Raw genomic sequence first — 23782 nt, forward strand, 5'->3', positions numbered from 1 at the left:
AAGAGTTTTAATCGTAGAAGTTCCACGAAACACCGATTCTGAGAAGGCTCGGATTAATGGGGTAATGTGGTACAAGGAAAGAGTTACGTGTACCCATACCCTGATTTACGTGAGAATACATAGCGAAGAGGCGGGTACGCTTCAGATGCAGGTTGGCATAGACATTCACTATCGGATAGCCGCCGATTTCTACCTGGTCATTTTCCGGTTGCAAATGGAACTGCTGAATGGAAGGCGTGTAAGCCGGTGCATTGTATTTGGTAAAGTATCGCACATCAGCACCCAGTTGCACGGTAAGTACCTTTTTAGCTAACTTGGTTAGGAGATACAAATTAGAATATACTGAAATTTGTGGCAGAGGCAGAACCGTTTCATTACTTGACTTCTGCCAGGTTACTTCATTATCTAAATGGAAAATACCTGCACGGAAATTTTGCTTCAGAGTGGCCGAAAGTATTTGTATGTTACCGCTATTCTGTTCAGGTACGGCCTTTTGGTTGAGATAGGTGTAATTCTTTACATTTTCTACTCCGGCACGAAGATTGGTTCCCCAACGGTCAATATTCAATTCGCCCTCTACGCGGGTACGGAATTCTTTCTCCATGTTGTCATTATCCCAAACGTGCAGGTTGGAGTGATAATGGCGCATATAGAAAGAAGGCAATGTGTTTTTCACGAAGCCTCGTATTATCAGGTTTACCGTATCTTTCCAAAGACGGAAATTCAAATCCATATTTCCATTTACGCGGAATTGTCCCATTGCTTTGTCCATAATACCAACTTCACCGTCTATAGAATAGTGTAGAGTTTTACCTTGTCGTTTAGCCAATTCACCACCCACATAGATTTCTTGTTCGGTGAAACGGTCTACTGTCATAGAGTCTGCATTCATCAAGTCGTAGCGACTGAATTTATGGGATATATAGCCGGTAAGTCCGGCTTTAGCATATCGATTGAAACCTTCCAGCAAGGCTATGCCAAAGATATTCTTTACGCTAAATGCTGTGGTAGAGTCACGACTGACTCCTTGTTTGTTATAGTAAGCGTTTTCGTCTGGTGTAGACACGGATTGATATTTGTGACGCGCCCGTTCTATCTTAAAGGTGTGGATGAAACTTGTGACCGGAACAAATTCTTCGACAAAGTTAGTATCTTCCGGAAGAGCATGGTTGCTATTGAGACTGTCCAAACTGAGATTATCTCCCATTGCGAGATTATTAGCCGGGAGGCTGTCGGTAGCTAAACTGTGGGTAGCTAAACTGTCAGTAGCTAAGCTGTCGGCAGGTGCAATACTGGAAGCAATAGATGTCGTTGGTGCTGCAGGGGAAAAACGCTGTTGGACACTGTTATTCTGGGCTTCTTCTTTCAATACTCTTCGTTTGAAACCTAATCGGTAACGTTGCGTAAGGTAGACATAGAAATCTTTATTACGGTTTGAGGTCTGTTCCATCTTCACAGGAATGGTGGTGGAACTATATTCTTTCTTACCTTCTGCCATTGTATCAGGCCGGGTAATGTAACCGTCATTTGCTATACCACCGTTTTCGTTCATTTTCATGAAGAAGTTGTTATAAACTGCCTGTATTTGATAGCGTTCACCAATGTAACTTCCGAATAAGCCGGCATTGAAATGTGAAGTGGATTGATTGGCATAATAACCACGTCCGTATAAATAATCAAAATTAAAGCCGAATGCTAACCGTTTGTTTACATTGACAGAGAAATAAGACTTAAACCGTTCTTCACCATTAATTTTATTACCGGCTTTATAGTAAGTCAGATTGGTATAGGGTACATTACTATTAGTGAAAAACACTTGATCGGGACGAACAAAGAAACTAGAGTATGGTGCCATGAAGAGGGTCGGTTCATCGTCTTGGCGATTAAAGAAAATACGGGAGAGACGAGGTGAACCCAGATTACCCAGGAAGTTATATTCTCCAGTCATACCGCCTACCAGATTCGTATTTTGGAAATTCAGAGCAAGCGTATCTGCAGGAACAATGGTCCGGTTTCCTAAAGTTTCGCTTAATTGCCACATATAAAGCTTAGGCGGGATGCTTTGAACATCAGTGCCGGTATCCAGACTGTCCGGCTGTGTTGATGGGTCGACCTGATTTCCATAGCGGTCACGGTTGTCCAGCGTATTGAATGGCTGCTGTGCCTGTACTGCCAGCAATCCCAATACGAATAGAAGTATGTATGTTAGTAGAATTCGTCTCATAATTAGGCGCAAAGATACAATAAAAAATTATTCGCTTGCGGAATTCAGCCTTTTTTGCCTATTTTTACAAACATACCGTCTTATAAGCGAATCTAATTGTGAGGAGTCTTATGTCTTTGATTGTATAAAATAAGCCCTTGCAAAAAATGATTGCAAGGGCTGACTTTTATTATAAGGGTCAATGGAATTATACCTCTTTAATCAATTCCATACCTTTTTTAATCGCTTCTTCGTTCATCGGTATCAAGTGATGATGGCGTTCGGGCAAGGTCTTCTTCAAGCCTCTGAGTACACTATCCAGTGTAACCATCGGTTTCAATTTCAGCAATCCCCCCAGTACGATCATGTTGAATGCTTTGGCATTATTCATTTCATTGGCTGCATCCATTGCGTCGATACGATACACTTTGATATCCTTACGCGTCGGCGGGTTGATGATACCATATCCGTCGTAAATCAGGATACCGCCCGTCTTTACCTTACTTTCGAATTTCTCCAGTGAGGGCTGGTTCAGAATGATGGCAGCATCGTACTTGCTCAGGATAGGAGAGGAGATTTTCTCATCGCTTACGATCACCGTAACGTTAGCTGTACCGCCACGTTGTTCCGGTCCGTAAGCGGGCATCCAGCTCACTTCCTTATTTTCCATCAGTCCCGAGTATGCCAAAATCTTTCCCATGGACAATACACCTTGTCCACCGAAGCCTGCTATAATGATTTCTTCTTTCATTGTTCTTAGTCTTTTAGCATGTGATTATTTATCTTTCAAGTCACCCAGCGGATAGAACGGGAACATGTGCTCTTCCATCCATTTGTTAGATTGCGCAGGTGTCTGTTTCCAGCCGGAGTTACAAGTAGAAACGATTTCTACCAGGTTGGAGCCTTTGCCTGCCAGGGAGTTCTCAAATGCTTTGCGGATGGCTTTCTTTGCTTTGCGGATAGCACTGACTGTTTGTACACTTTGGCGGGTAACGTAAGCGGTTCCTTCCAGTTGTGCGGCGATATCTGCCATTTTCAGCGGATAACCGTGCAAATGAACATCACGTCCGTAAGGGCTGGTAGAAGTCTTCATGCCGACTAGGGTAGTAGGAGCCATCTGTCCCCCTGTCATACCATAAATGGCGTTGTTGATGAAGATTATGGTGATGTTCTCACCGCGGTTCAGTGCATGGATTGTTTCTGCCGTACCGATACATGCCAGGTCACCGTCTCCCTGGTAAGTGAATACCAGTCTGTCCGGCCACAGGCGCTTGATAGCAGTGGCAAGAGCGGGTGCACGTCCGTGTGCAGCTTCCTGCCAGTCAATATCCAGATAGTTATAGATGAACACGGCACATCCCACGGGGGAGATACCTACTGCTTTGTCTTCCATGCCCATTTCTTCGATTACTTCGGCTATCAGCTTGTGTACCACACCGTGGCTGCATCCCGGACAGTAGTGCATGGGATTATCGTTCATCAGAGTCGGTTTCTTATAAACCAGATTCTCAGGCTTGATAATATCTTCTTTTGTCATAATCACTTCTCCTTATCTGTTGGTGAACCGTATAAAAAACTCCATCAGCTTAACGAATATTGCTGCGCCACAAACGTAGATGAACAGTTTGAAGTCATCCTTTGCAACGAAATATACGATGATAGCTGCCAAGGCAAGTATCATAAAGAGTATATTCAATACGCTTCTTATCTTATCAGGGTTCATTTCTCAATTAATTTTTCTTTCAGTGCACTTACAATCTCTTCCGGATCGGGTACGATACCGCCGAGACGTCCGAAGTGTTCTACTTTTACTTTACCATTCACAGCGAGGCGTACATCTTCAACCATCTGTCCCGCATTCAATTCGGTAACCAGCATGCCTTTCACTTTTTCAGCGTATGCTGCAATGGCTTTTGTGGGGAAGGGCCAAAGGGTAATGGGGCGCAGTATGCCGACTTTGATACCTTCTTCGCGTGCAAGTTCCATTGCTTTTTGTCCGATACGGGCCATAGAACCGAAGGCGATAATCAGGTAATCGGCATCTTCACAATTGATTTCTTCGAAACGTACTTCGTTTTCTTCAATCAGTTTGTATTTAGCCTGGAAGCGGATGTTATTCTTTTCCATCTCTTCCGGTTTCAGTTCCAGAGAAGTAATGATATTGGGCTTGCGTCCGTTTACTCTACCGGTAGTAGCCCACGGGCATTGCTCGATAACTTCTGCATCTGTGCGGCGGGGCTTTTGCGGAGGCAATACAACCTTTTCCATCATCTGGCCGATAACACCATCAGCAAGGATAATAGCCGGGTTGCGATATTTGAAGGCAAGATCAAAGGCCAATCCGACGAAGTCAGCCATTTCCTGTACAGAAGCGGGAGCCAAAGTAATCAGACGGTAGTCACCATGACCTCCACCCTTAACAGTCTGGAAGTAGTCTGCCTGACTGGGTTGGATTGTTCCCAATCCGGGACCGCCACGCATTACATTTACAATCAAACAGGGTAATTCGGCACCTGCCAAGTAGGATATACCTTCCTGTTTCAGACTGACACCGGGGCTGGAAGATGATGTCAACACCATTTTCCCACTTCCGGCACCGCCGTACACCATATTAATAGCTGCCACTTCACTTTCTGCCTGTAGCACCACCATACCGGTAGTTTCCCAGGGTTTCAGTTCGGCAAGAGTTTCCAATACTTCCGATTGCGGAGTAATAGGATAACCGAAGTATCCGTCCGCTCCGCAACGGATAGCTGCGTGGGCGATGGCTTCGTTTCCTTTCATTAATACAACTTCTTCTGCCATATTCTACTGATTTACAGATTTATTCAACTTTTACTTTATAAACAGAGATACATCCGTCCGGGCAAACCTGGGCGCACGACGCACAGCCGTTGCAGGTATCTTCCAGTATTTGGTGGGCATAGTTATACCCTTTTACGTTCACCTCTTTGGTGAGGGCTATTACATGCAGAGGACAGGCTACCACGCATAGATTGCAGCCTTTGCACCGTTCGGTGTCCACTACGATTGCTCCTTTAATCTTTGCCATAATTTACGTTACTTTTATATGTTATTGATTGTACATATCCTTATTGAAGAAATTCAGGATATCCATTGCCATACGATAGGCTTCGCGGGCAGGGCTGTCGGGATTAAGGTCGATAGCATACTGGTAGTTGTTCAAAGCCAGCTGCCAGTTACCTTGTTTGCGATAGGCATTTCCCAGGAGATAAAAAGCTTCGTCCCGGTCGGTAGAGTCGGTGATCAGATATTCATCGAGCTGCCGGATAGCTTCTGCTACATCTCCTTGATTGATAAGCTCTTTGATAGTTTTCAGTTGCTCCATATCGTATTGAGTTCCGGATTATTGGAATACAAAGATAGTTTTTATTTAGAGACAACGAATAAGTATTCTGTGAAAAATAAGAAAAATGGGGAAATAAAAAGCCCGAAGTTGAATGAAATTCTGTCAGAATGTCACAACTTCGGGCTCGTATGATATAAAATATGGTTTTGTTACTTTACAAGTTTTCCATTTATATAGAGATTTTTGAACGTAACGTCTTTAGCTCCTTTTATGTCATTTCCATCTTTGGCAACATTATTAAAGTGGGAGTCTTCAACACTGATATTGTACACATGATCATTGTCGTCGAGACCGATAATGAGGACACCAAGCTTGCTTTTCTCGCAAGTCACATTCTTCAGATGAACGTTGCGGACAGTAGGAGTGAAACCACGGTTACAGTTCTCACGATTCTCGTATTGAAGGTTGATGCGCAGCACGGCTTCGCGACACTGTCCTACGGTGACATTACGTACGAATACATTTTCAATCAGTCCGCCACGGCAGGTGCTGGTCTTGATGCGGATAACACGGTCGAGGTCTGGACTATCCATCTTGCAGTTTTCTACATACAAGTTGCGATATCCACCGGAGATTTCGCTACCGATGACTACACCTCCATGTCCTTTCTTCATATAACAGCCGCGTACAATGATGTTTTCGCTGGGGATACCCCATTTGCGTCCATCCTGGTTACGTCCGGACTTGATAGCAATACAGTCATCTCCGGTATCGAAAGTACAGTTCTCTATCAATACATTTTTGCAGGATTCAGGGTCGCAGCCATCGCCATTGGGACCGCGATTATAAACGTATACACCGCGTACAGTGAGACTTTCGCAGAATAACGGGTGAATAACCCAGAAAGGAGAATTCAATAAAGTTACATCTTCTATCAGCACTGTATTACATGAGTATAGGTTGATGAGTTGCGGACGTAATCCGTCTTCAGGTGTCATTACGCGTTTATAAATAGGAGTGGAGGTTTCACCGTACATCAACAGGCGTTCCCGCCCTCCGTTGCGTTGTGCCACCATGCCCTCTTTCCAGCCATAGCGGGGAGCGCCACACATAGGCCACCAGGTTTCGTTGGAGCCTTGTCCGTCGATAGTCCCTTTGCCGGTGATGGCGATATTTGTCTCACCGTATGCATAAATCAACGGGTGGGCATTATAGCAGTCTATTCCTTCCCAGCGGGTGATAACTCCGGGGAAGTAGAGGCTCTGATCGGTTGAAAATCTCAATACGGCTCCTTCTTCTACATGAAAGTTGACGTTACTTTTCAGTGTGATGGGACCTGTGTAGAATGTACCTTTGGGAACTACAACCGTGCCACCGCCATTCAGGCAACATGTTACGATAGCCTGGTTGATTGCCTCATGGCAGGGAGCATCCGGGGTGTCGGGTTTGGCACCGAAGTCCGTAATGAGATACGTCTGTTTTGGGAAAGATGTTTTCTTGATTTGTTTTTCAATCTTTGCACTCTCCTTGAAAGCCTTATCGAAATCTATCGAGTTGGCTGTTGCCAATGTGGTCGAGAGAAGCAGGGAAATAATTCCGAGTACTTTTTTCATGCGTTTCCAGTTTTACTTTTAATGGTTATTAGATATGTGGGCAAAAGTACGGAAAGTGACTCTATTAGAGGGAAGAGTTTTTGGCATAAAATGTGTAAAATTTGATGTGTTTATGCTTCTCAGCTCTGAAGAAGGTGTATAAACTAAAAACACTTGCAAGTATCGGTTCCCGCACCTGCAAGTGTAATTTCAAATTGGGATGATTATCTAACCGGTATCTTCTCAATACGTTTCTGATGACGTCCCCCCTCAAACTGTGTGCTGAAGAATTCTCTCATAATCATATCAGCTTCTTCGGTGCTGATGAAGCGTCCCGGCATGACGAGTACGTTGGCATCATTATGCTGGCGAGCCAGATGAGCTATTTCCGCTGTCCAGCAAAGTGCGGCACGGATGCCCTGATGTTTGTTCAGTGTCATGCTGATACCTTCACCACTTCCGCAGATAGCAATACCCGGGTAACACTCTCCGGCTTCAACGGCCAATGCCAGGGGATGAGCAAAATCTGCATAGTCGCAGCTCTCCGTTGTATAGGTTCCGAAGTCTTTGTATTCCCATCCTTTAGTTTCCAACCACCCCTTGACGTATTGTTTCAATTCAAATCCGGCGTGGTCGGAACAAATTCCAATTGTTTTCATTTTCTGTTGTAGTATGATTGATTTACAGGCTCTATAATGGGATATCAGGTGAAAAATATTTCGCCCCTACAAGCCTGTTACAACCTGTAGGGGCGAATAGTCATTCGCCCGGTATGCACCCAGAGCTTTTTATAACATTGCTTTTACTTGCTTATAAACATTCTCAGCAGTAAAACCTAACTTCTGATCCAGTACTTTGTAAGGAGCTGAGAAACCGAAAGATTCCAATCCCCAAACTTTACCGTGAGCACCTACCAAACCTTGCAGGTTTACAGGCAGACCGGCTGTCAGACCGAAGACTTTTGCGTCAGCAGGGATGACACCTTCCTGATATCCCGGAGCCTGGCTGCGGAACAGACCTTCGGAAGGAGCAGATACGATACGTACTTTTACACCGTCTTTGCGCAATAATTCGGTTCCTGCCACCAGTGTAGATACTTCTGAACCTGAAGCTACCAATACTACATCCGGGTTTTCATCAGAACCTGCTACGATGTAAGCACCCTTAGCAGCCTGAGAATAGTCGTTTCCAGCAGGCAACATAGCGATATCTTGGCGAGAGAAGATCAAGCCGGTCGGAGTAGTAGTATTCTCCATAGCCAGTTTCCATGCAATTGTTGTTTCTTCTGCATCTGCCGGACGGAGAACCAACATAGAATTGTGTCCTTTATGGTTTTTCAGTTTTTCCATCAGGCGGATCTGAGCTTCCTGTTCTACCGGTTCATGAGTAGGACCGTCTTCACCTACACGGAATGCATCGTGTGTCCAGATGAACTTCACGGGAACTTCCATCAGTGCAGCCATACGTACGGCAGGTTTCATGTAGTCAGAGAATACGAAGAACGTTCCACAAGCCGGAATCACACCACCATGCAGTGCCATACCGATACAACAGCAAGCCATTGTCAACTCGGCAACGCCAGCCTGGAAGAATGCACCGCTGAAATCACCTTTCTTGAAAGCATGGGTCTTTTTCAGAAAGCCGTCTGTCTTATCTGAGTTTGAAAGGTCAGCGGAAGCAACGATCATGTTTTCTACTTGAGTAGCAAGAGCACCCAATACGGTAGCTGATGCAGCACGTGTAGCAGCACCTGCTTTTTGCTCGATAGCTGCCCAGTTTACTTCAGGAGCCTTACCAGAGAAGAACAGGTCAAGTTTTGCAGCCTTTTCAGGATTAGCCTTTGCCCATTCTGATTTAGCAGCATATTTCTTAGCCATAATTTCCTTCAGTTCGGCAGCACGCTTTGCGTACAGTTCCTTCACTTCGGGGAAGATTACGAATGGATTCGTCGGATCACCACCCAGGTTCTTGATGGTATTTACATAAGCATCACCACCTAGAGGAGCACCGTGAGTCGCACAGTTAGCTTCGTAACTGCTACCATCTGCCTTGCGTGCACCCTTACCCATTACAGTATGACCGATAATCAGGGTCGGACGTTCGTTTTCTGCTTTCGCTTCGTTCAAAGCGCCACGGATAGCGTCGGGATCATTACCGTTGATCTTGATCACCTTCCAGCCCCAAGCTTCGTATTTCTTGGCAGTATCTTCGATGGTTACGTCTTTGGTTTCAGTAGAAAGCTGGATGTCGTTGGCATCATAGAACATGATGAGGTTATCCAGTCCCAGTGCACCTGCGATACGGCCTGCACCCTGAGAAATTTCTTCCTGTACACCACCGTCCGAAATATAAGCGTAGATGGTTTGCTGCATCACTTCTTCGAAACGGGCTTTCATGAATTTAGCTGCGATAGCTGCACCCACTGCAAAAGTATGACCTTGACCGAGCGGGCCGGAAGTGTTTTCAATACCACGCATGATGTCGCGTTCAGGGTGTCCCGGAGTGGGGCTGTCCCATTGGCGGAATTCCTTCAGTTCATCCAGTGTGAATTTGCCTGCCAATGCCAACTGAGAGTAGAGCATCGGTGACATGTGGCCCGGGTCCAGGAAGAAGCGGTCACGACCTTCCCATGCTGGATTTTCGGGATCATACACCAGAAACTCAGAGAAGAGTACATTCACAAAATCGGCACCACCCATGGCACCGCCTGGGTGACCGGAATTAGCTTTCTCAACCATAGAAGCAGCGAGGATACGGATATTATCCGCTGCACGGTTCATAAGTTTGTTGTCGTTCATATTGATATTTATTTGATTTGAATACTATAATAAAGCAGGTTGAAGTGTCACTTGTTAATTTTAACAGCGACAAAGATAACTCTTTATGCGTAATTCGCAACATAGAAAGAGCCTCTTTTTTTGCGGTACTTCCACCTGCTTCTTGTTTAAAATACAATAAGTCTTTTCGACTGATTTACTGTAACTCTATAGTAACAATAGACTTGGCTGGTAGTTTTATCTTCAGTACGCCTTTATTGATTTTTACCTCTTTGAACGGAGCTAATTTTATATTATTAGGGTTCTCAAAAGAGTTGTAATCCGTCAGGTTGGCAGAAGTTAAGATTTCACCAACGGCTTTCTTAGCCTTTACATCCGGCAGGTTGATAGTAACTTCCTGTGCATTGTCGGCATCAATATTAGACATTGAGATATGTATCTTGCCGTCCTTGTCTTTAGAAGCTGTGGCACTTACCATAGGTACTTTGCGATTATCGCGTACATCCATGATCTCGCAGTTCAGATCGAGTGGGAGGTAAGTGGCATCCTGGTGTACATTGTACATCTTGAATACATAATAAGTGGGAGTCAGCACCATATCTTTACCTTTTGTCAGGATCATGGATTGCAATACATTTACTATCTGGGCAATATTTGCCATTTTCAGACGGTCGGTGTATTTGTGGAAGATATCGAAGCTAAGAGAGGCGACGAAAGCGTCACGCAATGTATTTTGCTGGTAAAGATGTCCTGGGATAGTGCCGGGTTCTTCATCCCACCAGGTACCCCACTCATCGAGCATGAGGGCTACGCGCTTTTTAGGATCATATTCGTCCATGATGGCGCAGTGCTTTTTGATAACGTCTTCTATCTCACGGCACTTACCCATTGTCCAGTAATAGTCGTCTTTGTCGAACTTAGTGGCTGCTCCCTTACTTCCGCTCCAGCCGGTTACGGTGTAATAATGGAGAGAGAGTCCGTTCATACGTCCACCTACGCGGTCCATTAGAACTTTAGTCCAGTTATAATCGTAATCGCTGGCACCACTGGCAATCTTAAATAGATGGTTGCCGTCGTAGTTGCGGCAGTAAGTGGAGTAGCGGCGATATAAATCAGCATAATATTCAGGACGCATGCTTCCGCCGCAGCCCCAGCTTTCGTTACCTACACCGAGGTATTTCACTTTCCATGCTTTGTCACGACCGTTCTGGCGGCGAAGTCTTGCCATCGGAGAGTCTCCTTCGGAAGTCATGTATTCTACCCATTTTGCCAGTTCTTCTACAGTGCCACTACCCACGTTTCCACTGATATAAGGTTCAGTACCCAGCATTTCGCAGAGGTTGAGGAACTCATGTGTACCGAAACTGTTGTCTTCAATTGTGCCTCCCCAGTTATTGTTTACCATTTTGGGGCGGTTCTCTTTCGGACCGATACCGTCCATCCAGTGATATTCATCGGCAAAACAGCCACCCGGCCAGCGAAGTACGGGAATCTGGAGTTCTTTCAATGCATTGAATACATCGGTACGATAACCTTTGATATTGGGAATATCCGAATTTTCTCCTACCCAAAGTCCACCATAGATACAGGTACCCAGATGTTCGGCAAACTGGCCATAAATTTCTTTGGGAATAACTTGTGTGCCTTGGTCGGCATGAAGCGTGATCGTTGCATTTTTTTGTGCGGACAGCGATACGGATGCAGCTAAAAGAACGCTGCTGAATAATAGTTTGTTTCTCATAATGGTTATTAGTTATATGATGTTGGTAATGTTATTTAGTATAAATCATGGCTCCACCCATCGGTTGTATTTCGATGGTAAGGATACCTTTTTTGTTGATGGCGCCTTGTGAAAGACTGGCAGTGCGGGCTTCGTTATCATGGATGATGGATACTTGCTGATTCATCAACCACGGTAAAGACAAATTCAGTTTTATGGATTGCTCGGTGGCGTTGGTGGCGGCAATGTACCATTGATTACCGTATCGACGGGCTATAACGCAATATTTGCCGGGATAGCCGTCAATGAAGCGCGTTTCATCCCACACGGTAGGTACTTTCTTCATGAAATCGAGAATAAACTCCGGTTGCTCCGTCAGGTTATTGGGAGTGATGCCGAAGTGCTGGATACCTGACTGGTAGAGAACAGATGTAGCAATCTGGAAGGCATCGGTTGTTTTACGAAGTGTACCGCTGACTCCATCTTTGGAGAAATGTTTGTTGAAAAATACACCGCCGAAGTCCATAGCTGAAACTGCATTGCGGATGAAAGGGTACAATGTGCTTCGTTGAGCTTCTTTGTCGGCATGATATTGCCCGAATACCAGATTCTCAGATACTAATGCCGCTTCACTGCTCATATGATTCGGATACATGCGTTCCCAGCCGCGCGGCAAGGTACAACCGTGGAATACAACAGCGATTCCATATTGGTTGGCATCGGTCAGTATGTCTTCGTAGAGTTTCATGGTGGCTTGTTTATCACCGCCAAAGAAATCTACCTTAATGCCTTTTACACCCAGGGCTTTCATCCAGGCCATTTCTTTCTGGCGGGCTGGTGCACTGTCTAAACGATGTTTTGGACCTTGCGGAGCGTCATTACAGCTTCCGTTGGAGTTGTACCAGAGAAGAACATCCACTCCCTTTGACTGGGCGTAGGCAATGAGCGAGGGCATATTCTCATAACCGATTTGTTTGTCCCATAATGCATCAATAAGGATATATTCGTATCCCATGGCAGCTGCAAGATCAATAAAAGTCTGCTGATCCTTATAATTACAACTGGCATCTTGCCAGAGTATCCAGCTCCAGGTAGAACGACCGGGTTGATATACCTGTGTCGGTTCATAGAATGGGCGTACATTGTCGTAGGCAGAGGTAGTCTCAACAATCGGTTTCAAGGTCTCACCTACGGTAATGGTTTTCCAGGATGTCAGGGAGGGGATAGATGCTGCAATGGTTGCATCACCTACACCACCATTCTCCGCTTTTTCCGGAAAAGCAATGGTGTACAAGCCGTCTTGAGTCCCTTCACTGAGCTTTGTTCCTGCATAATGGCTGCTTACACCGGTCTCGGAAATTAACACCCATCCGTCATTACCTACATGAAAGAGAGCCGGAAATGTATAGCCCAGTTTGTAACGTGAAGGCGTACCAATAGCCTCATCCAGTGTATATTCTTCTTCATAGCTTGGTTTAGTACCCATCCATCCGTCTCCCGCAGGAGCTTGGGGAGTAATGAAAGTTGTGGTGTATGAAGGAAAATCGAATCCGGTTGTTTCTTTCTCAATGATGCAGTGTGTATGCTTGGGAGAGGAAATCCGATAGGCTTGTGCAATATCATTGTTGCTTACCCGGAAGATAACTTGTAAAGTATCCCCCTTTTCATTCAGATAGTTGCACACCAACTCATTGGCTTGGTAGTGTACACGGCTTACCTTTGCATGCGGCATTGTGTAAGTCTCATCAATCGTACGTACCTGATGCCCCAGCTGTTTCAGTCTTGCGGAGAAATCTCCGATGCTGGTTTTCAATCCCAACGGAGAAGGCTCCAGGAATATTTTATTGTTATAATGAACGGAATAAACGGGACTTCCGTCCTTTAACTCCACATTTACTTTTAATGCACCGTCCGGTCCTTGCACTTCCTGTGCTGTTAGGGCACTTGAAATAGCCAGGAGGGCGGAGAGTAAAACAATCTTCTTCATGTTCTTTTGCTTTATGATATGTTTCTGACTGAGCTTATTTTATTTGAGTAAGCGGACTTCATAAATAGCAGGTGTCCACTCTGTTCCGTCGGGGCTGAAGCGTATCGGATAGCTGCCTGCACTTAACTTTTGGGGTAAAGAATAGCAGAGCGTTATAAAACCCTCTTTATCAGGTTTGCTGATCGTAGGGCTAACGGTCAGTTTTTCATTGTTAAGAAGGATGGCTATCTTGTTATGATCCTCTTTCCGTACACTGATCATAAGCTGGGCGGCTTCCTCTTTTACTTTGAGGTTATAGCTAAACCAACCTTTGGCACGCCGGAAGTGACGGTCTTTATTGATTCCAGTTTCTGCCTGTTCATATAGAATACCATGATCCGATTCAGGCTGTTGTTCACCGGGGAAAATGAGATCTACAGTCTGGTTGGCAAGTTCCATTGCTTTACGCTCGCTCAATGCCACTTCTTTGCGGATACTTTCCACTTCAGCTTCGGTTACCTGATGGAAATAAACGGCATAACGGGAATCGTGAAGACGGAAGAAAGGAATTAATTTCAGCGCTTCTTTCTGTGCCGGATAGACGCTACCGGTATAGGTAAATGCAACCAAGTCATCGTTTATCCTGCGGAGTGATTGAGGCAGAGATGCGGCGGAACCTATCAGCATCGGTATTTCTTGCATGGAAATCTGTTTGCCATGGGCAATGTGTCCGCCACGGCTGTCATCTGCATAGAGCCCGTCCATATTCTCTGTCCCTGTGGGGCTGGCAAGTACGATGGGGCCATACATGAACGCATAGAAATTTTCCCGATCCGGTATTTGCTCCAAGGTAACCTGCAGGGGCATATTCAGTGTGATTTCATCTCCGGCTTTCCATTTGCGGTGAATGGTCAAGTACTCTCCCGGTTGGGCATTCGTTTCCTGTACTTTTCCATTAACGGAAACGCTGGCGTCTTTAGCCCAGGAGGGGTAACGGAGTTTGAGGCTGAATGCTTTCTTCTTGCTCTTTTCCACGCGGAAGCGGATTTGCTCTTCGTCGGGGAAACGGGTTTCCTGTACCAGGGTTATCTTTTTCTCTTTCCAGGTCAGACGGGAGGGGATGAAGAGGTTTACATACAGCGTATCCTTTGCATGGGCGTAAATAAACTCTCCGTATTTGGTGTGATTCTCCAATCCGGAACCGACGCAACACCACATGGATGTTTCCGGCTGCGAATAAACGCGGTAGTGTCCCGGACGCATAGGGGTGAAGTAAACAAATCCGCCCTTTTCGGGCTGTTGCGAGGCAAGAATATGGTTATATAAGGCACGTTCGTAATAATCGGCAAAACGAATGTCGGGAGAAGTTTGGTAAAGCATCTTCGTCAGGCGAAGCATGTTGTAAGTATTGCAGGTCTCCGGACCTTGCACATCATTGAGCATGGATGTGAAGTTGTCTGCCGGATGAAAGTGCTCGCGTACACTGTTGCCGCCGATGCAGACGGAACGATGGTTTACCACGGTGTTCCAGAAGAAGCGGGCGGCGTGATCCCATTCGGAAGCATGATTCCAGTCTTTATCATCTTGTGCGAGGTCGGCGATACGTTTGTAGCCGATAACCTTTGGTATCTGTGTGTTGGCATGCATGCCTGTCAGGCGGTCTTCATCCTTCATGAGAGGGTCCAGAATCACTTTATGGGAGAAACGGCGTGCCAGTTCCAGGTATTTCTTGTCACCTGTGATTGCGGCTACATCGGCAAATGTTTCGTTCAGTCCGCCATGTTCGCTGCGGAGCATGTCTTGCATTTGCTGGTCGGTGAGTCCGGCGGTGATGTCTATCATCCAGTCGGTGAGGGCAATTAGCATTTCACGGGCAAGGTCGCTTCCGGCGTAGAGGTAAGCGTCACGAAGTCCGGCATAAGTCTTGTGTATATTGTATAAGGGCACCCATTTGCTGTTGAGGTCAAAACCTCCGGCACGGATGTTCCCTTCTTTAATTTCTTTCCAAAGTTGTAGGCTTCCGGGCGTTCCTCCGATGAAGCCGGTGCCTACTGCTTGCTGTGCACGATGTAGTTCGGCGAGCATATAGTTCAGCCGATTGTATACGGCAGTGTCTCCGGTAGCAGCATACATCATGGAGAGTGCGGAAATGTAATGTCCGCCGATGTGTCCGTCCAGTCCGGTATTTTCCCAGTTGGTATAACTTGGCGCTTTGGGCGTCAGTCCGGCTTCGCGCAGGAAAGGGGCGAGCAGGCGGTCGGGCTCCATGGCCATGATGTAATGCAGGTCAGTCTGTTGAGCTTGCAGGAAGGGGCTTTCCAACAACTTAACGTCTTGCAAAGGGAAATAGGAAACTTTTTGTTGGGTTTGAGCTTTCCCGGTCAGGAGAAAACAAAAAAGGAACAGGTAAGTAATAAGGATCGATTTCATATTATATTATATTTGAGGTATAGGGATTATTTGCTTACTGACGACAATGTTTCGTCAGAGCTGACGATAATGCTTCGTTAGGGCGGGCGATGATGCCTTGCCTGAGCGGGCAACGGTACTTTGTCTGATTCAATGCATTGTCCGAGCTTGTAGAACGAATGTATGGGGAGTTGCTTCGGTGCCAACAGCACCCACGTGGCAGCCGAAGCTTCTCCCTCTACTATTACATTCGTTTATTCCTTGAAGTAGGAATTACTTTTTGAATTTCACTGCCGCTTCTTCGATGGGCAGTGCTGCCTTGTAGTTTTCGATGTATGCGTTAAAACCTGCTACATCCTCGGCTGTAGGCGTTATCTCAACACCTGCATCCCCACCAAACACCTGCTCGTCCAGGAAAGCGTCGAGAGGTTGCTTCTTTTCGTTGTTCACAAGGAATGAGCCCAGCAACGCAATACCCCAGGCACCACCTTCACCGGCCGTTTCCATTACGGAAATGGGTGAGTTCAGTGCTGCTGCAAGTACTCTCTGGCCCACATTTTTAGTCTTGAACAAACCTCCGTGTCCTGTGATTCTGTCAACTTTCACCTTTTCTTCTTTGAAAAGAATGTCATTACCAATCTTGAGGACACCGACAGAAGCGTACAAGTGCGTCCGCATGAAGTTCGCAAGGCTGAACTTGTCATTGGCCGAACGTACAAACATCGGTCTTCCATCTGCAAATCCTGTTACAGGTTCGCCTGAAATGTAATTGAATGAAATGAGACCGCCACAATCCGCATTGCCTGTCAGGGCATGGTTGTAGAGTTTTCCATATACTTCGTTCATATCTACAGGTATACCCAGCAGTTCCTGGTATTCCTTGAACAGGTTGATCCATGCATTGAGGTCGGACGTACAGTTGTTGCAATGTACCATGGCTACGGGACTTCCATCGGGAGTAGTAACCATATCGATCATTTCGTAGGGCTTTGACAGATCTTTCTCCAATACAATCATGGAGAACGAAGAGGTACCTGCCGATACGTTTCCTGTACGCTGCTTCACGGCATTGGTTGCCACCATACCGGTACCGGCATCTCCTTCGGGCGGGCAAACCGGTATTCCGGCTTTCAAATGACCAGACACGTCGAGCATCTTAGCGCCTTCCGGTGTCAGGAAACCTGCATTTTCACCGGCGGGCAATGCTTTGGGAAGAATATCCAGCAACTTCCAGTCGTATCCCTTCGGAGCGATTAACTCGTCGAACTTAGCCACCATTTCAGCGGAGTAGTTCTTGGTAACCGGATCTATAGGGAGCATACCCGATGCATCGCCGATGCCCAATACTTTTTGACCTGTTATCTGCCAATGGATAAAACCTGCAAGTGTTGTCAGATAATCGATATCTTTCACATGTTCTTCGTTGTCCAGAATAGCCTGATACAAGTGAGAAATGCTCCAACGCAGAGGAATATTATAAACGAACAGCTCTGATAAAGCAGCTGCAGCCGCACCCGTATTGGTGTTTCTCCAAGTACGGAAGGGTACGAGAATCTCTTCTTTATCATTGAATGCCATATAGCCATGCATCATGGCGCTGACACCGATTGCCGCCAAGGTTTCTATCTCTATATCATACAGGCTCTTCACGTTTGAACGAAGGTCGGCGTAACAATCTTGCAGTCCATACCAGATGGCCTCAACGCTATATGTCCAAAGTCCGTCCACCAACTGGTTCTCCCAGGTGTGACTTCCTTGAGCGATAGGCTTGTTTTCCTGGTCAATCAAAACAGCCTTGATTCGGGTGGAGCCGAATTCTATGCCAAGAATGGCTTTACCTGCTTCGATGGTTGATTTTGCGTCTGGTTTCATAATTAACAAAGCGCTTTGTTCAACATGTAATATACTTCATTCATGCGCAGTTCTTTCTTGAACTCGCTGATAGTTGTATTTTCATCGATAACTACCATTTCGATACCTGCCATTTCTGCATAATCTTCCCAATATTCTACTGTCAAGTCGTAAGAGAAGCTGGTGTGGTGAGTACCACCTGCCAGAATCCATGCAGCAGCACCTACTTCAAGGTTCGGCATCGGAATCCACAATGCGCTGGCAACGGGAAGTTTGGGCAGCGGTTTGCTCTTGATACATTCCACCTTGTTCACGATGAGGCGGAAACGGTTGCCCAAGTCAACGATAGTAGCGGCTACCCCTTCACCTTGCTTGCTGGTGAATACAAGACGTGCTGTTTCGCTATCGATACCAATGGCAAGACGGTGTACTTCCAGTTTCGGTTTTGCTTCGGCAATCAGCGGGCAAACTTCCAGCATGTGTGCCTGGAGGATAGCGCTCTTTTCACCGTCGAAGTGCAGTGTGTAATCTTCCAGGAAGGAGCAGCCTTTCGGCATACCTTGGCTCATAAACCAAGTGGTACGATACAAAGCGGCAGTTTTCCAGTCACCTTCCGCACCGAAACCATACCCTTCTTCCATCAGACGTTGAGAAGCCAATCCCGGAATCTGATCAAAGTCACCGAGGTCGTTGAAGTTGGTAGTAAATGCTTTTGCACCTGTGTCTTTCAGGATACGACGGAGAGCGATTTCTGCTTTTGCAGAGTTCCAAACTTTGGTATAAGCTTCAGTTCCGGTCTTTTCCAGTTCAGGAGCATGGTCGTATTCTTTGAAGTAAGTATCTACCATTGCCTGTACATCTTTGTCTTCCACTGCATTGTAGTACTTCATCAGATCGTTTACCGGACAGTAGTCTACGTGGTAACCCAAAACTTGTTCAGCGGATACCTTGTCACCATCAGTAACAGCAACGTTGTTCATCTGGTCACCGAAGCGGATAATCAGCATATCCTGAGCGTCAGCCCATCCGGCGCAAACACGCATCCATGTTGCAATCTGGCCTTGTGCTTTTTCATCTTGCCAATGGCCTACCACTACCTTACGGTTTTTACGCATACGGGTTACAATGTGGCCGAATTCACGGTCACCATGAGCAGACTGGTTCAAGTTCATAAAGTCCATATCCATGGTATCCCAAGGAATTTCTTTGTTGAACTGAGTATGGAAGTGCAGCAACGGCTTCTTCAGTTCCTGCAAACCGTGAATCCACATCTTGGCAGGAGAGAAAGTGTGCATCCAAGTGATAACACCGATACATTTCTCATCATTGTTAGCAGCTTTGAAAGCCTCAGTAACTTCTTTAGAAGAGTTTACCGTACCTTTATACACCACCTTTACCGGCAATTTGCCGCTGGCGTTCAATCCGGCTACCATTTCATTACTGTGTGCGTCTACTGCGATAACTGCGTCACCTCCGTACAGGAGCTGTGCTCCGGTTACGAACCATACTTCATATTGATCAAATGCGTTCATAATTCTTTAATTTTTAGTTGTTAATTTTTAATTGTCGATTGTTTACTGTCCATAGTAAGCGTTAGGCCCATGCTTGCGGTTGAAATGCTTTTCTACCAACAGCGGATTCATGGTCAGTTTCGGATTGACGGCATAAGCAATGCTTGCCATCTTGGCCACTTGTTCCATTACCACTGCGTTGTGTACAGCATCGTGCGCATCTTTTCCCCAAGAGAAGGGGCCGTGATTCTTTACCAGTACTCCCGGTGTGTGTACAGGGTTCAGCCCTTCAAAGCGCTTTACGATTACATTTCCGGTTTCCATTTCATACGCTCCTTCCACTTCTTCCTTTGTCATATCTGCCGTGCAAGGTATGGCATCGTGGAAGTAATCTGCGTGTGTCGTTCCGATATTCGGAATGTCACATCCGGCTTGCGCCCAGGCAGTAGCGTAAGTAGAGTGGGTGTGTACCACACCACCGATTTCAGGGAAAGCCTTGTAGAGTACCACGTGCGTCGGTGTGTCTGAAGACGGTTTCAATTGTCCTTCTACAACTTTGCCATCGAGGTCAACCACCACCATATCTTCCGCCTTCATGTCGTCATAATTTACACCACTGGGTTTGATGACTACCAGCCCCGTTTCACGGTCGATAGCCGATACATTTCCCCAGGTGAAGATAACCAGTCCATGCTTCACCAGTTCAAGGTTGGCATGGAATACCTTTTCTTTCAGTTCTTCCAGCATAATTTATAATTTAAAATTCGGTGCCTTGCGGTATGCCTTCTCATTGAATTTGTATAAGGCAGCTCCGCGTTTGGAACCTGTTTTATCAATCTTATCTGTTTTTTCAATGTAGTCCATTTCGGCTATCCGTTTACGGAAGTTACGCTTGTCTATCTGTTCACCGTAAATAGCTTCGTAGAGGCTTTGCAGTTGAGACAGCGTGAATAACTTCGGTAACAGGTTGAAGCCGATAGGCTCTGTGGATGCTTTCTGTTGCATCAATTCCCGTGCCTGTTTCACCATTTGCGGATGGTCGAAGATCAAAGGCGGTAATTCATTGATGTTTACCCAGTAGGCATTATGCTGGTGCACCAGTTCGCGGTCGTACTCGTTGATGTTGATCAGTGCATAGTAGGCAATGGAGATAACACGTTCTCCCGGGTCACGTTCAACTTCACCGAACGACCCAACTTGCTCCATATATACATTTTCCAAACCGGTGAGTTCCGCTAGTACACGTTTGGCAGCATCATCCACACTTTCACCTTGTTGTACGAATCCACCCATCAGAGACCATTCACCCATTGCCGGCTGAAAGTTTCGTTTCAGTAACAGCAGGTTCAGTTCTCCTTCGTTGAAACCGAAGATGATGCAGTCGATACCAACGTAAAAGGTCGGATTTGAACTATAATAGTTGTTTGTCATATATCTTTGAACTACGAGCTACAAGCTACAAGTGGGCTGCGCTATCATGCCGGATGGCACTCGTAGCCCGTAGCTTGTAACTATTTTACCAGAAATAGATATAGAAAGCGGCAGTGATACCCAGGATAATAACCGTATGGATAATATCCCAATGGTTCCAGCTGGCGCGTGTCTCTGCCAATTGTGCCGGAGTAGAGGTACCGAATACCAATCCCCGTATTTTTTCTTCAGTCGGTGCTTCTGTTGCCAAGCTTACTACAATCACTACAATGATGCAGAACAGGAACATCCATCCGCAGAAGAACAACCAGTTCATATCATAGAACAGATATTTGAATGTACCGCCAGCTACATCTCCTGCATTACTGTAATATACTTTTGCTCCCAGACGTGTCAAACCGATTACCATACCGGCGATCAATCCCCACATACCACCTTGTGCAGAAGTACGTTTCCAGCAGATACCCAACAGGAAGGCTGCGGCGATACCCGGTGCCAATACAGACTGTACGTCTTGCAAGTAAGTATAAAGCACATCACCTACGCTACGCATGATAGGTATCCACAAAATACCCAGAATTACAATCACTACAGTTGCCATCTGACCGATAACCACCAGTTTCTTTTCAGAAGTTTTCGGTTTGAAGCGTTTGTAGAAGTCAATTGTAAACAGCATGGCAGATGAGTTGAACAAAGATGCCAACGAACTCATCAAAGCTGCAAGGATACCGCAAACCACCAAACCTTTCACACCAGCCGGTAACAACTTGGCTACCAGTGTCGGGAAAGCTGCATCGGCATTGGCGCTACCATTGGCCAACATCGGCAAGAAACCTTCACCGCCTGCACCGAGGTACTTCTGATGAAGTGCAAAAGCAATCATACCCGGAATCAAGAACAAGAATACAGGTAACAATTTCAGATAAGCTCCGAAGATAGTACCGCGGCGTGCTTCTTTCTGGTTCTTACCTGAAAGCACACGTTGTACGATGAACTGGTCAGTACACCAGTACCAGAAACCGATGATAGCTGATCCGATTAGTGCTCCCAACCAAGGGAAGTTCGGGTCACTGTTACTACGGATTAATTCCGTCATGGTGTTGCCCTGATCATTAACTGTTACCGCACCACAAATTCTCATCATTTCGTCCCATCCACCCAGTTCTTTGAAACCGAGCACAAGGATAATCAGCGAACCTAACAATAAAATCGGTGTCTGCAATACAGAAGTATAAAGTACCGACTTCATACCACCGAAGATCGTATATAATGCAGTGATCAAAACCAGACCGATAGCTGCAATCCAGAAGAAGTCGATTCCCCAGAGTTCTTCAATGCCGAATACCTGTTGGAATACCAAACCACCGGCATATACTGTAACTGCTACCTTAGTCAATACATAACTGATTAAGGAGATTACGGATAATATAGTACGGGATTGCGGGTTATAACGACGTTCCAAGAATTCCGGCATCGTATATACCATACTTCTTGAATAGAAAGGTACGAATACCCATCCTAAAATAAGAATCATCCATCCCTGAATTTCCCAGTGTGCCATAGCCATACCACTGGATGCACCGGCGCCTGCCAGTCCGATCAAGTGTTCCGAACCGATGTTTGATGCAAAAATAGATGCACCAATCGCAATCCATGTAGCGTCACGTCCACCCAGAAAATAATCCGCTGAGTCATTTTGTTTCTGTTTGACAACCCAAACAATAATACCAATCAGAGCTAAAGCAAAGGCTCCAATTACGATCCAATCTAATGCTTCCACAATTCTAATATTTAAAAGTTAACTATTATTTCTCTACTGAGAATTTGAAAATACATTCGCTGTTGTAAGTTTGTCCTGGTTCCAATACCACGCTGGGCCATTCCGGCTTATTAGGACTGTCGGGATAGTGCTGTGTTTCCAGGCATACGGAAGCACGTTGATTATAAGTAATGCCTTTTTTGCCTATTACAGTTCCGTCCAGGAAGTTGCCGGTATAAACTTGTATACCCGGTTCGTTGGTATATACTTCCAGAGTGATGCCGCTTTCAGGTGAAGTCAGTTTTGCAGCTAATTGAGCAATGTCTCCATTCGTATTCAGTACCCAGTTGTGGTCATAGCCATTTCCGTTTTTCAACTGAACGAAATCGAAGTTTGTGATGTCTTGTCCTATTGTTTTAGGAGTAGTAAAGTCCATCGGGGTATCTTTCACAGTTACAATTTCTCCAGTGGTCATGAAAGTACTATCCACTGGAGTGTAGTTGTCTGCATTTACATATAAGATATGATCTGTTGCAGCTTTTGAAGGATTACCGGATAAGTTGAAGTAAGAGTGGTTGGTCATGTTGATGACTGTCTTCTTATCTGTAGTAGCGCTATACTTTATATCTATAGCGTTGTCATCAGTCAGTTTGAAAAGAACTTTAGCTGTTACGTTACCGGGGAAGTTTTCATCTCCGTCCGGTGAAATACGGGTCAGTTCCAGTGTAGTTTCGTCAATCGGGTTGGCTTCATATACTTGGTATTGCCAGCCTTTAGGACCGCCATGCAAGCAATGTCCGAAGTTGTTTTGCGGTAATTGGATAGTGTCTCCGTCCAGTACGATTCTTCCCTGGTTGATGCGGTTTGCATAACGACCGATGGAAGCGCCGAAGTCACTTGGGATATTTACATAATCGGCAATGCTGTCGAAGCCCAGAACAACGTCCTGCATATTCCCGTTTTTGTCGGGAACCATAATAGAAACGATACGTCCTCCGAAGTTAGTGATGCATACTTCCATGCCCGACTTGTTCTTCAAGGTGTAAAGATCTGTTTTGGCATTGTTCACTTCTGTTTGGAAATTCACCGGATTCAGACCGGACAAAGTCAACTCCTGAGCTGGCTTGTTATTGCACGCAGATAACATCAGTGCGGCAATTCCTGCAAGTAGAAAACTGTTTTTCATGGTTCTATTTTTAATGTAAATGAGATAATTATCTGATTTTGGGTGTAAAAGTAACACTTTATTTGAA

At 45.7% G+C, this 23782-nt stretch carries 19 protein-coding genes; all 19 read right to left on the minus strand.

The features are described 5' to 3' along the window. Positions 1-7: 7 nt before the first annotated feature. The 19 genes from DW182_RS01695 to DW182_RS01785 all read right to left on the minus strand — a co-directional run bounded on the left by DW182_RS01695 (position 8) and on the right by DW182_RS01785 (position 23715). The gene (locus DW182_RS01695; protein ID WP_118294432.1) at positions 8-2224 is read right to left on the minus strand and encodes a putative porin; all 2217 of its coding nucleotides are present in this window, start codon (positions 2222-2224) and stop codon (positions 8-10) included. A gap of 187 nt (positions 2225-2411) precedes the next feature. After that, the gene (locus tag DW182_RS01700; protein WP_007663883.1) at positions 2412-2954 is read right to left on the minus strand and encodes a 2-oxoacid:acceptor oxidoreductase family protein; all 543 of its coding nucleotides are present in this window, start codon (positions 2952-2954) and stop codon (positions 2412-2414) included. Positions 2955-2978: 24 nt separating this feature from the next. After that, positions 2979-3740 carry a thiamine pyrophosphate-dependent enzyme gene (locus tag DW182_RS01705; RefSeq protein WP_118294433.1) on the minus strand — a complete coding sequence of 254 codons (762 nt, stop codon included), beginning with the start codon at positions 3738-3740 and terminating at the stop codon, positions 2979-2981. Between the two features lie 12 nt (positions 3741-3752). Further along, positions 3753-3926: a hypothetical protein gene (locus DW182_RS01710; RefSeq protein ID WP_007215001.1), complete on the minus strand. Its 174-nt coding sequence runs from the start codon at positions 3924-3926 to the stop codon at positions 3753-3755. Then, on the minus strand, positions 3923-5008 hold the full coding sequence (locus DW182_RS01715; RefSeq protein WP_022392544.1) for a 3-methyl-2-oxobutanoate dehydrogenase subunit VorB: 1086 nt from the start codon (positions 5006-5008) through the stop codon (positions 3923-3925). The genes DW182_RS01710 and DW182_RS01715 overlap by 4 nt, the downstream gene beginning before the upstream one ends. Before the next feature lie 19 nt (positions 5009-5027). Continuing rightward, entirely contained in the window at positions 5028-5255 is a 228-nt protein-coding gene (locus tag DW182_RS01720; RefSeq protein WP_007663880.1) for a ferredoxin family protein, read from the minus strand. 21 nt (positions 5256-5276) lie between these two features. Beyond that, a complete protein-coding gene (locus tag DW182_RS01725; protein ID WP_007214998.1) occupies positions 5277-5552 on the minus strand; it encodes a tol-pal system YbgF family protein in 276 nt (91 codons plus the stop codon). Between the two features lie 170 nt (positions 5553-5722). Then, the gene (locus DW182_RS01730) at positions 5723-7126 is read right to left on the minus strand and encodes a glycoside hydrolase family 28 protein (RefSeq protein ID WP_007663878.1); all 1404 of its coding nucleotides are present in this window, start codon (positions 7124-7126) and stop codon (positions 5723-5725) included. Positions 7127-7329: 203 nt separating this feature from the next. Then, positions 7330-7764 carry a ribose 5-phosphate isomerase B gene (gene rpiB / locus DW182_RS01735; protein WP_007663877.1) on the minus strand — a complete coding sequence of 145 codons (435 nt, stop codon included), beginning with the start codon at positions 7762-7764 and terminating at the stop codon, positions 7330-7332. Positions 7765-7893: 129 nt separating this feature from the next. After that, complete coding sequence (locus DW182_RS01740) at positions 7894-9903, minus strand: transketolase (RefSeq protein WP_118294434.1); 2010 nt, start codon at positions 9901-9903, stop codon at positions 7894-7896. A 175-nt stretch (positions 9904-10078) separates the two neighbouring features. Then, on the minus strand, positions 10079-11623 hold the full coding sequence (locus DW182_RS01745) for an alpha-N-arabinofuranosidase (protein WP_118294435.1): 1545 nt from the start codon (positions 11621-11623) through the stop codon (positions 10079-10081). A 31-nt stretch (positions 11624-11654) separates the two neighbouring features. Beyond that, positions 11655-13589, minus strand: a complete 1935-nt coding sequence (locus tag DW182_RS01750; protein ID WP_118294436.1) for a glycoside hydrolase family 97 protein — start codon at positions 13587-13589, stop codon at positions 11655-11657. A gap of 39 nt (positions 13590-13628) precedes the next feature. Beyond that, positions 13629-15998, minus strand: a complete 2370-nt coding sequence (locus DW182_RS01755) for a glycoside hydrolase family 127 protein (protein WP_118294437.1) — start codon at positions 15996-15998, stop codon at positions 13629-13631. A 252-nt stretch (positions 15999-16250) separates the two neighbouring features. Next, positions 16251-17849, minus strand: coding sequence for a xylulokinase (locus tag DW182_RS01760; RefSeq protein ID WP_117707348.1), 1599 nt, complete (start codon positions 17847-17849; stop codon positions 16251-16253). A 2-nt stretch (positions 17850-17851) separates the two neighbouring features. Further along, positions 17852-19360 (minus strand): L-arabinose isomerase, encoded by a 1509-nt coding sequence (gene araA / locus DW182_RS01765; protein WP_007663865.1) that lies wholly within the window; start codon positions 19358-19360, stop codon positions 17852-17854. Between the two features lie 42 nt (positions 19361-19402). Next, a complete protein-coding gene (locus DW182_RS01770; protein ID WP_118294438.1) occupies positions 19403-20086 on the minus strand; it encodes an L-ribulose-5-phosphate 4-epimerase in 684 nt (227 codons plus the stop codon). Between the two features lie 3 nt (positions 20087-20089). Further along, entirely contained in the window at positions 20090-20770 is a 681-nt protein-coding gene (locus DW182_RS01775) for an NUDIX domain-containing protein (protein ID WP_007663861.1), read from the minus strand. 85 nt (positions 20771-20855) lie between these two features. Continuing rightward, complete coding sequence (locus DW182_RS01780) at positions 20856-22550, minus strand: sodium:solute symporter (RefSeq protein ID WP_021967446.1); 1695 nt, start codon at positions 22548-22550, stop codon at positions 20856-20858. 25 nt (positions 22551-22575) lie between these two features. After that, on the minus strand, positions 22576-23715 hold the full coding sequence (locus tag DW182_RS01785; RefSeq protein WP_118294439.1) for an aldose epimerase family protein: 1140 nt from the start codon (positions 23713-23715) through the stop codon (positions 22576-22578). Positions 23716-23782 lie beyond the last annotated feature (67 nt).

The sequence above is a fragment of the Bacteroides sp. AM16-24 genome (genome assembly GCF_003471885.1).
Taxonomy (GTDB): Bacteria; Bacteroidota; Bacteroidia; order Bacteroidales; family Bacteroidaceae; genus Bacteroides.

What these genes read in the sequence shown, in the direction of transcription:
- DW182_RS01695 (WP_118294432.1), bottom strand. Translation starts at nt 2,224, where the DNA reads ATGAGACGAATTCTACTAACATACATACTTCTATTCGTATTGGGATTG.
- DW182_RS01700 (WP_007663883.1), bottom strand. Translation starts at nt 2,954, where the DNA reads ATGAAAGAAGAAATCATTATAGCAGGCTTCGGTGGACAAGGTGTATTG.
- DW182_RS01705 (WP_118294433.1), bottom strand. Translation starts at nt 3,740, where the DNA reads ATGACAAAAGAAGATATTATCAAGCCTGAGAATCTGGTTTATAAGAAA.
- DW182_RS01710 (WP_007215001.1), bottom strand. Translation starts at nt 3,926, where the DNA reads ATGAACCCTGATAAGATAAGAAGCGTATTGAATATACTCTTTATGATA.
- DW182_RS01715 (WP_022392544.1), bottom strand. Translation starts at nt 5,008, where the DNA reads ATGGCAGAAGAAGTTGTATTAATGAAAGGAAACGAAGCCATCGCCCAC.
- DW182_RS01720 (WP_007663880.1), bottom strand. Translation starts at nt 5,255, where the DNA reads ATGGCAAAGATTAAAGGAGCAATCGTAGTGGACACCGAACGGTGCAAA.
- DW182_RS01725 (WP_007214998.1), bottom strand. Translation starts at nt 5,552, where the DNA reads ATGGAGCAACTGAAAACTATCAAAGAGCTTATCAATCAAGGAGATGTA.
- DW182_RS01730 (WP_007663878.1), bottom strand. Translation starts at nt 7,126, where the DNA reads ATGAAAAAAGTACTCGGAATTATTTCCCTGCTTCTCTCGACCACATTG.
- rpiB (WP_007663877.1), bottom strand. Translation starts at nt 7,764, where the DNA reads ATGAAAACAATTGGAATTTGTTCCGACCACGCCGGATTTGAATTGAAA.
- DW182_RS01740 (WP_118294434.1), bottom strand. Translation starts at nt 9,903, where the DNA reads ATGAACGACAACAAACTTATGAACCGTGCAGCGGATAATATCCGTATC.
- DW182_RS01745 (WP_118294435.1), bottom strand. Translation starts at nt 11,623, where the DNA reads ATGAGAAACAAACTATTATTCAGCAGCGTTCTTTTAGCTGCATCCGTA.
- DW182_RS01750 (WP_118294436.1), bottom strand. Translation starts at nt 13,589, where the DNA reads ATGAAGAAGATTGTTTTACTCTCCGCCCTCCTGGCTATTTCAAGTGCC.
- DW182_RS01755 (WP_118294437.1), bottom strand. Translation starts at nt 15,998, where the DNA reads ATGAAATCGATCCTTATTACTTACCTGTTCCTTTTTTGTTTTCTCCTG.
- DW182_RS01760 (WP_117707348.1), bottom strand. Translation starts at nt 17,849, where the DNA reads ATGAAACCAGACGCAAAATCAACCATCGAAGCAGGTAAAGCCATTCTT.
- araA (WP_007663865.1), bottom strand. Translation starts at nt 19,360, where the DNA reads ATGAACGCATTTGATCAATATGAAGTATGGTTCGTAACCGGAGCACAG.
- DW182_RS01770 (WP_118294438.1), bottom strand. Translation starts at nt 20,086, where the DNA reads ATGCTGGAAGAACTGAAAGAAAAGGTATTCCATGCCAACCTTGAACTG.
- DW182_RS01775 (WP_007663861.1), bottom strand. Translation starts at nt 20,770, where the DNA reads ATGACAAACAACTATTATAGTTCAAATCCGACCTTTTACGTTGGTATC.
- DW182_RS01785 (WP_118294439.1), bottom strand. Translation starts at nt 23,715, where the DNA reads ATGAAAAACAGTTTTCTACTTGCAGGAATTGCCGCACTGATGTTATCT.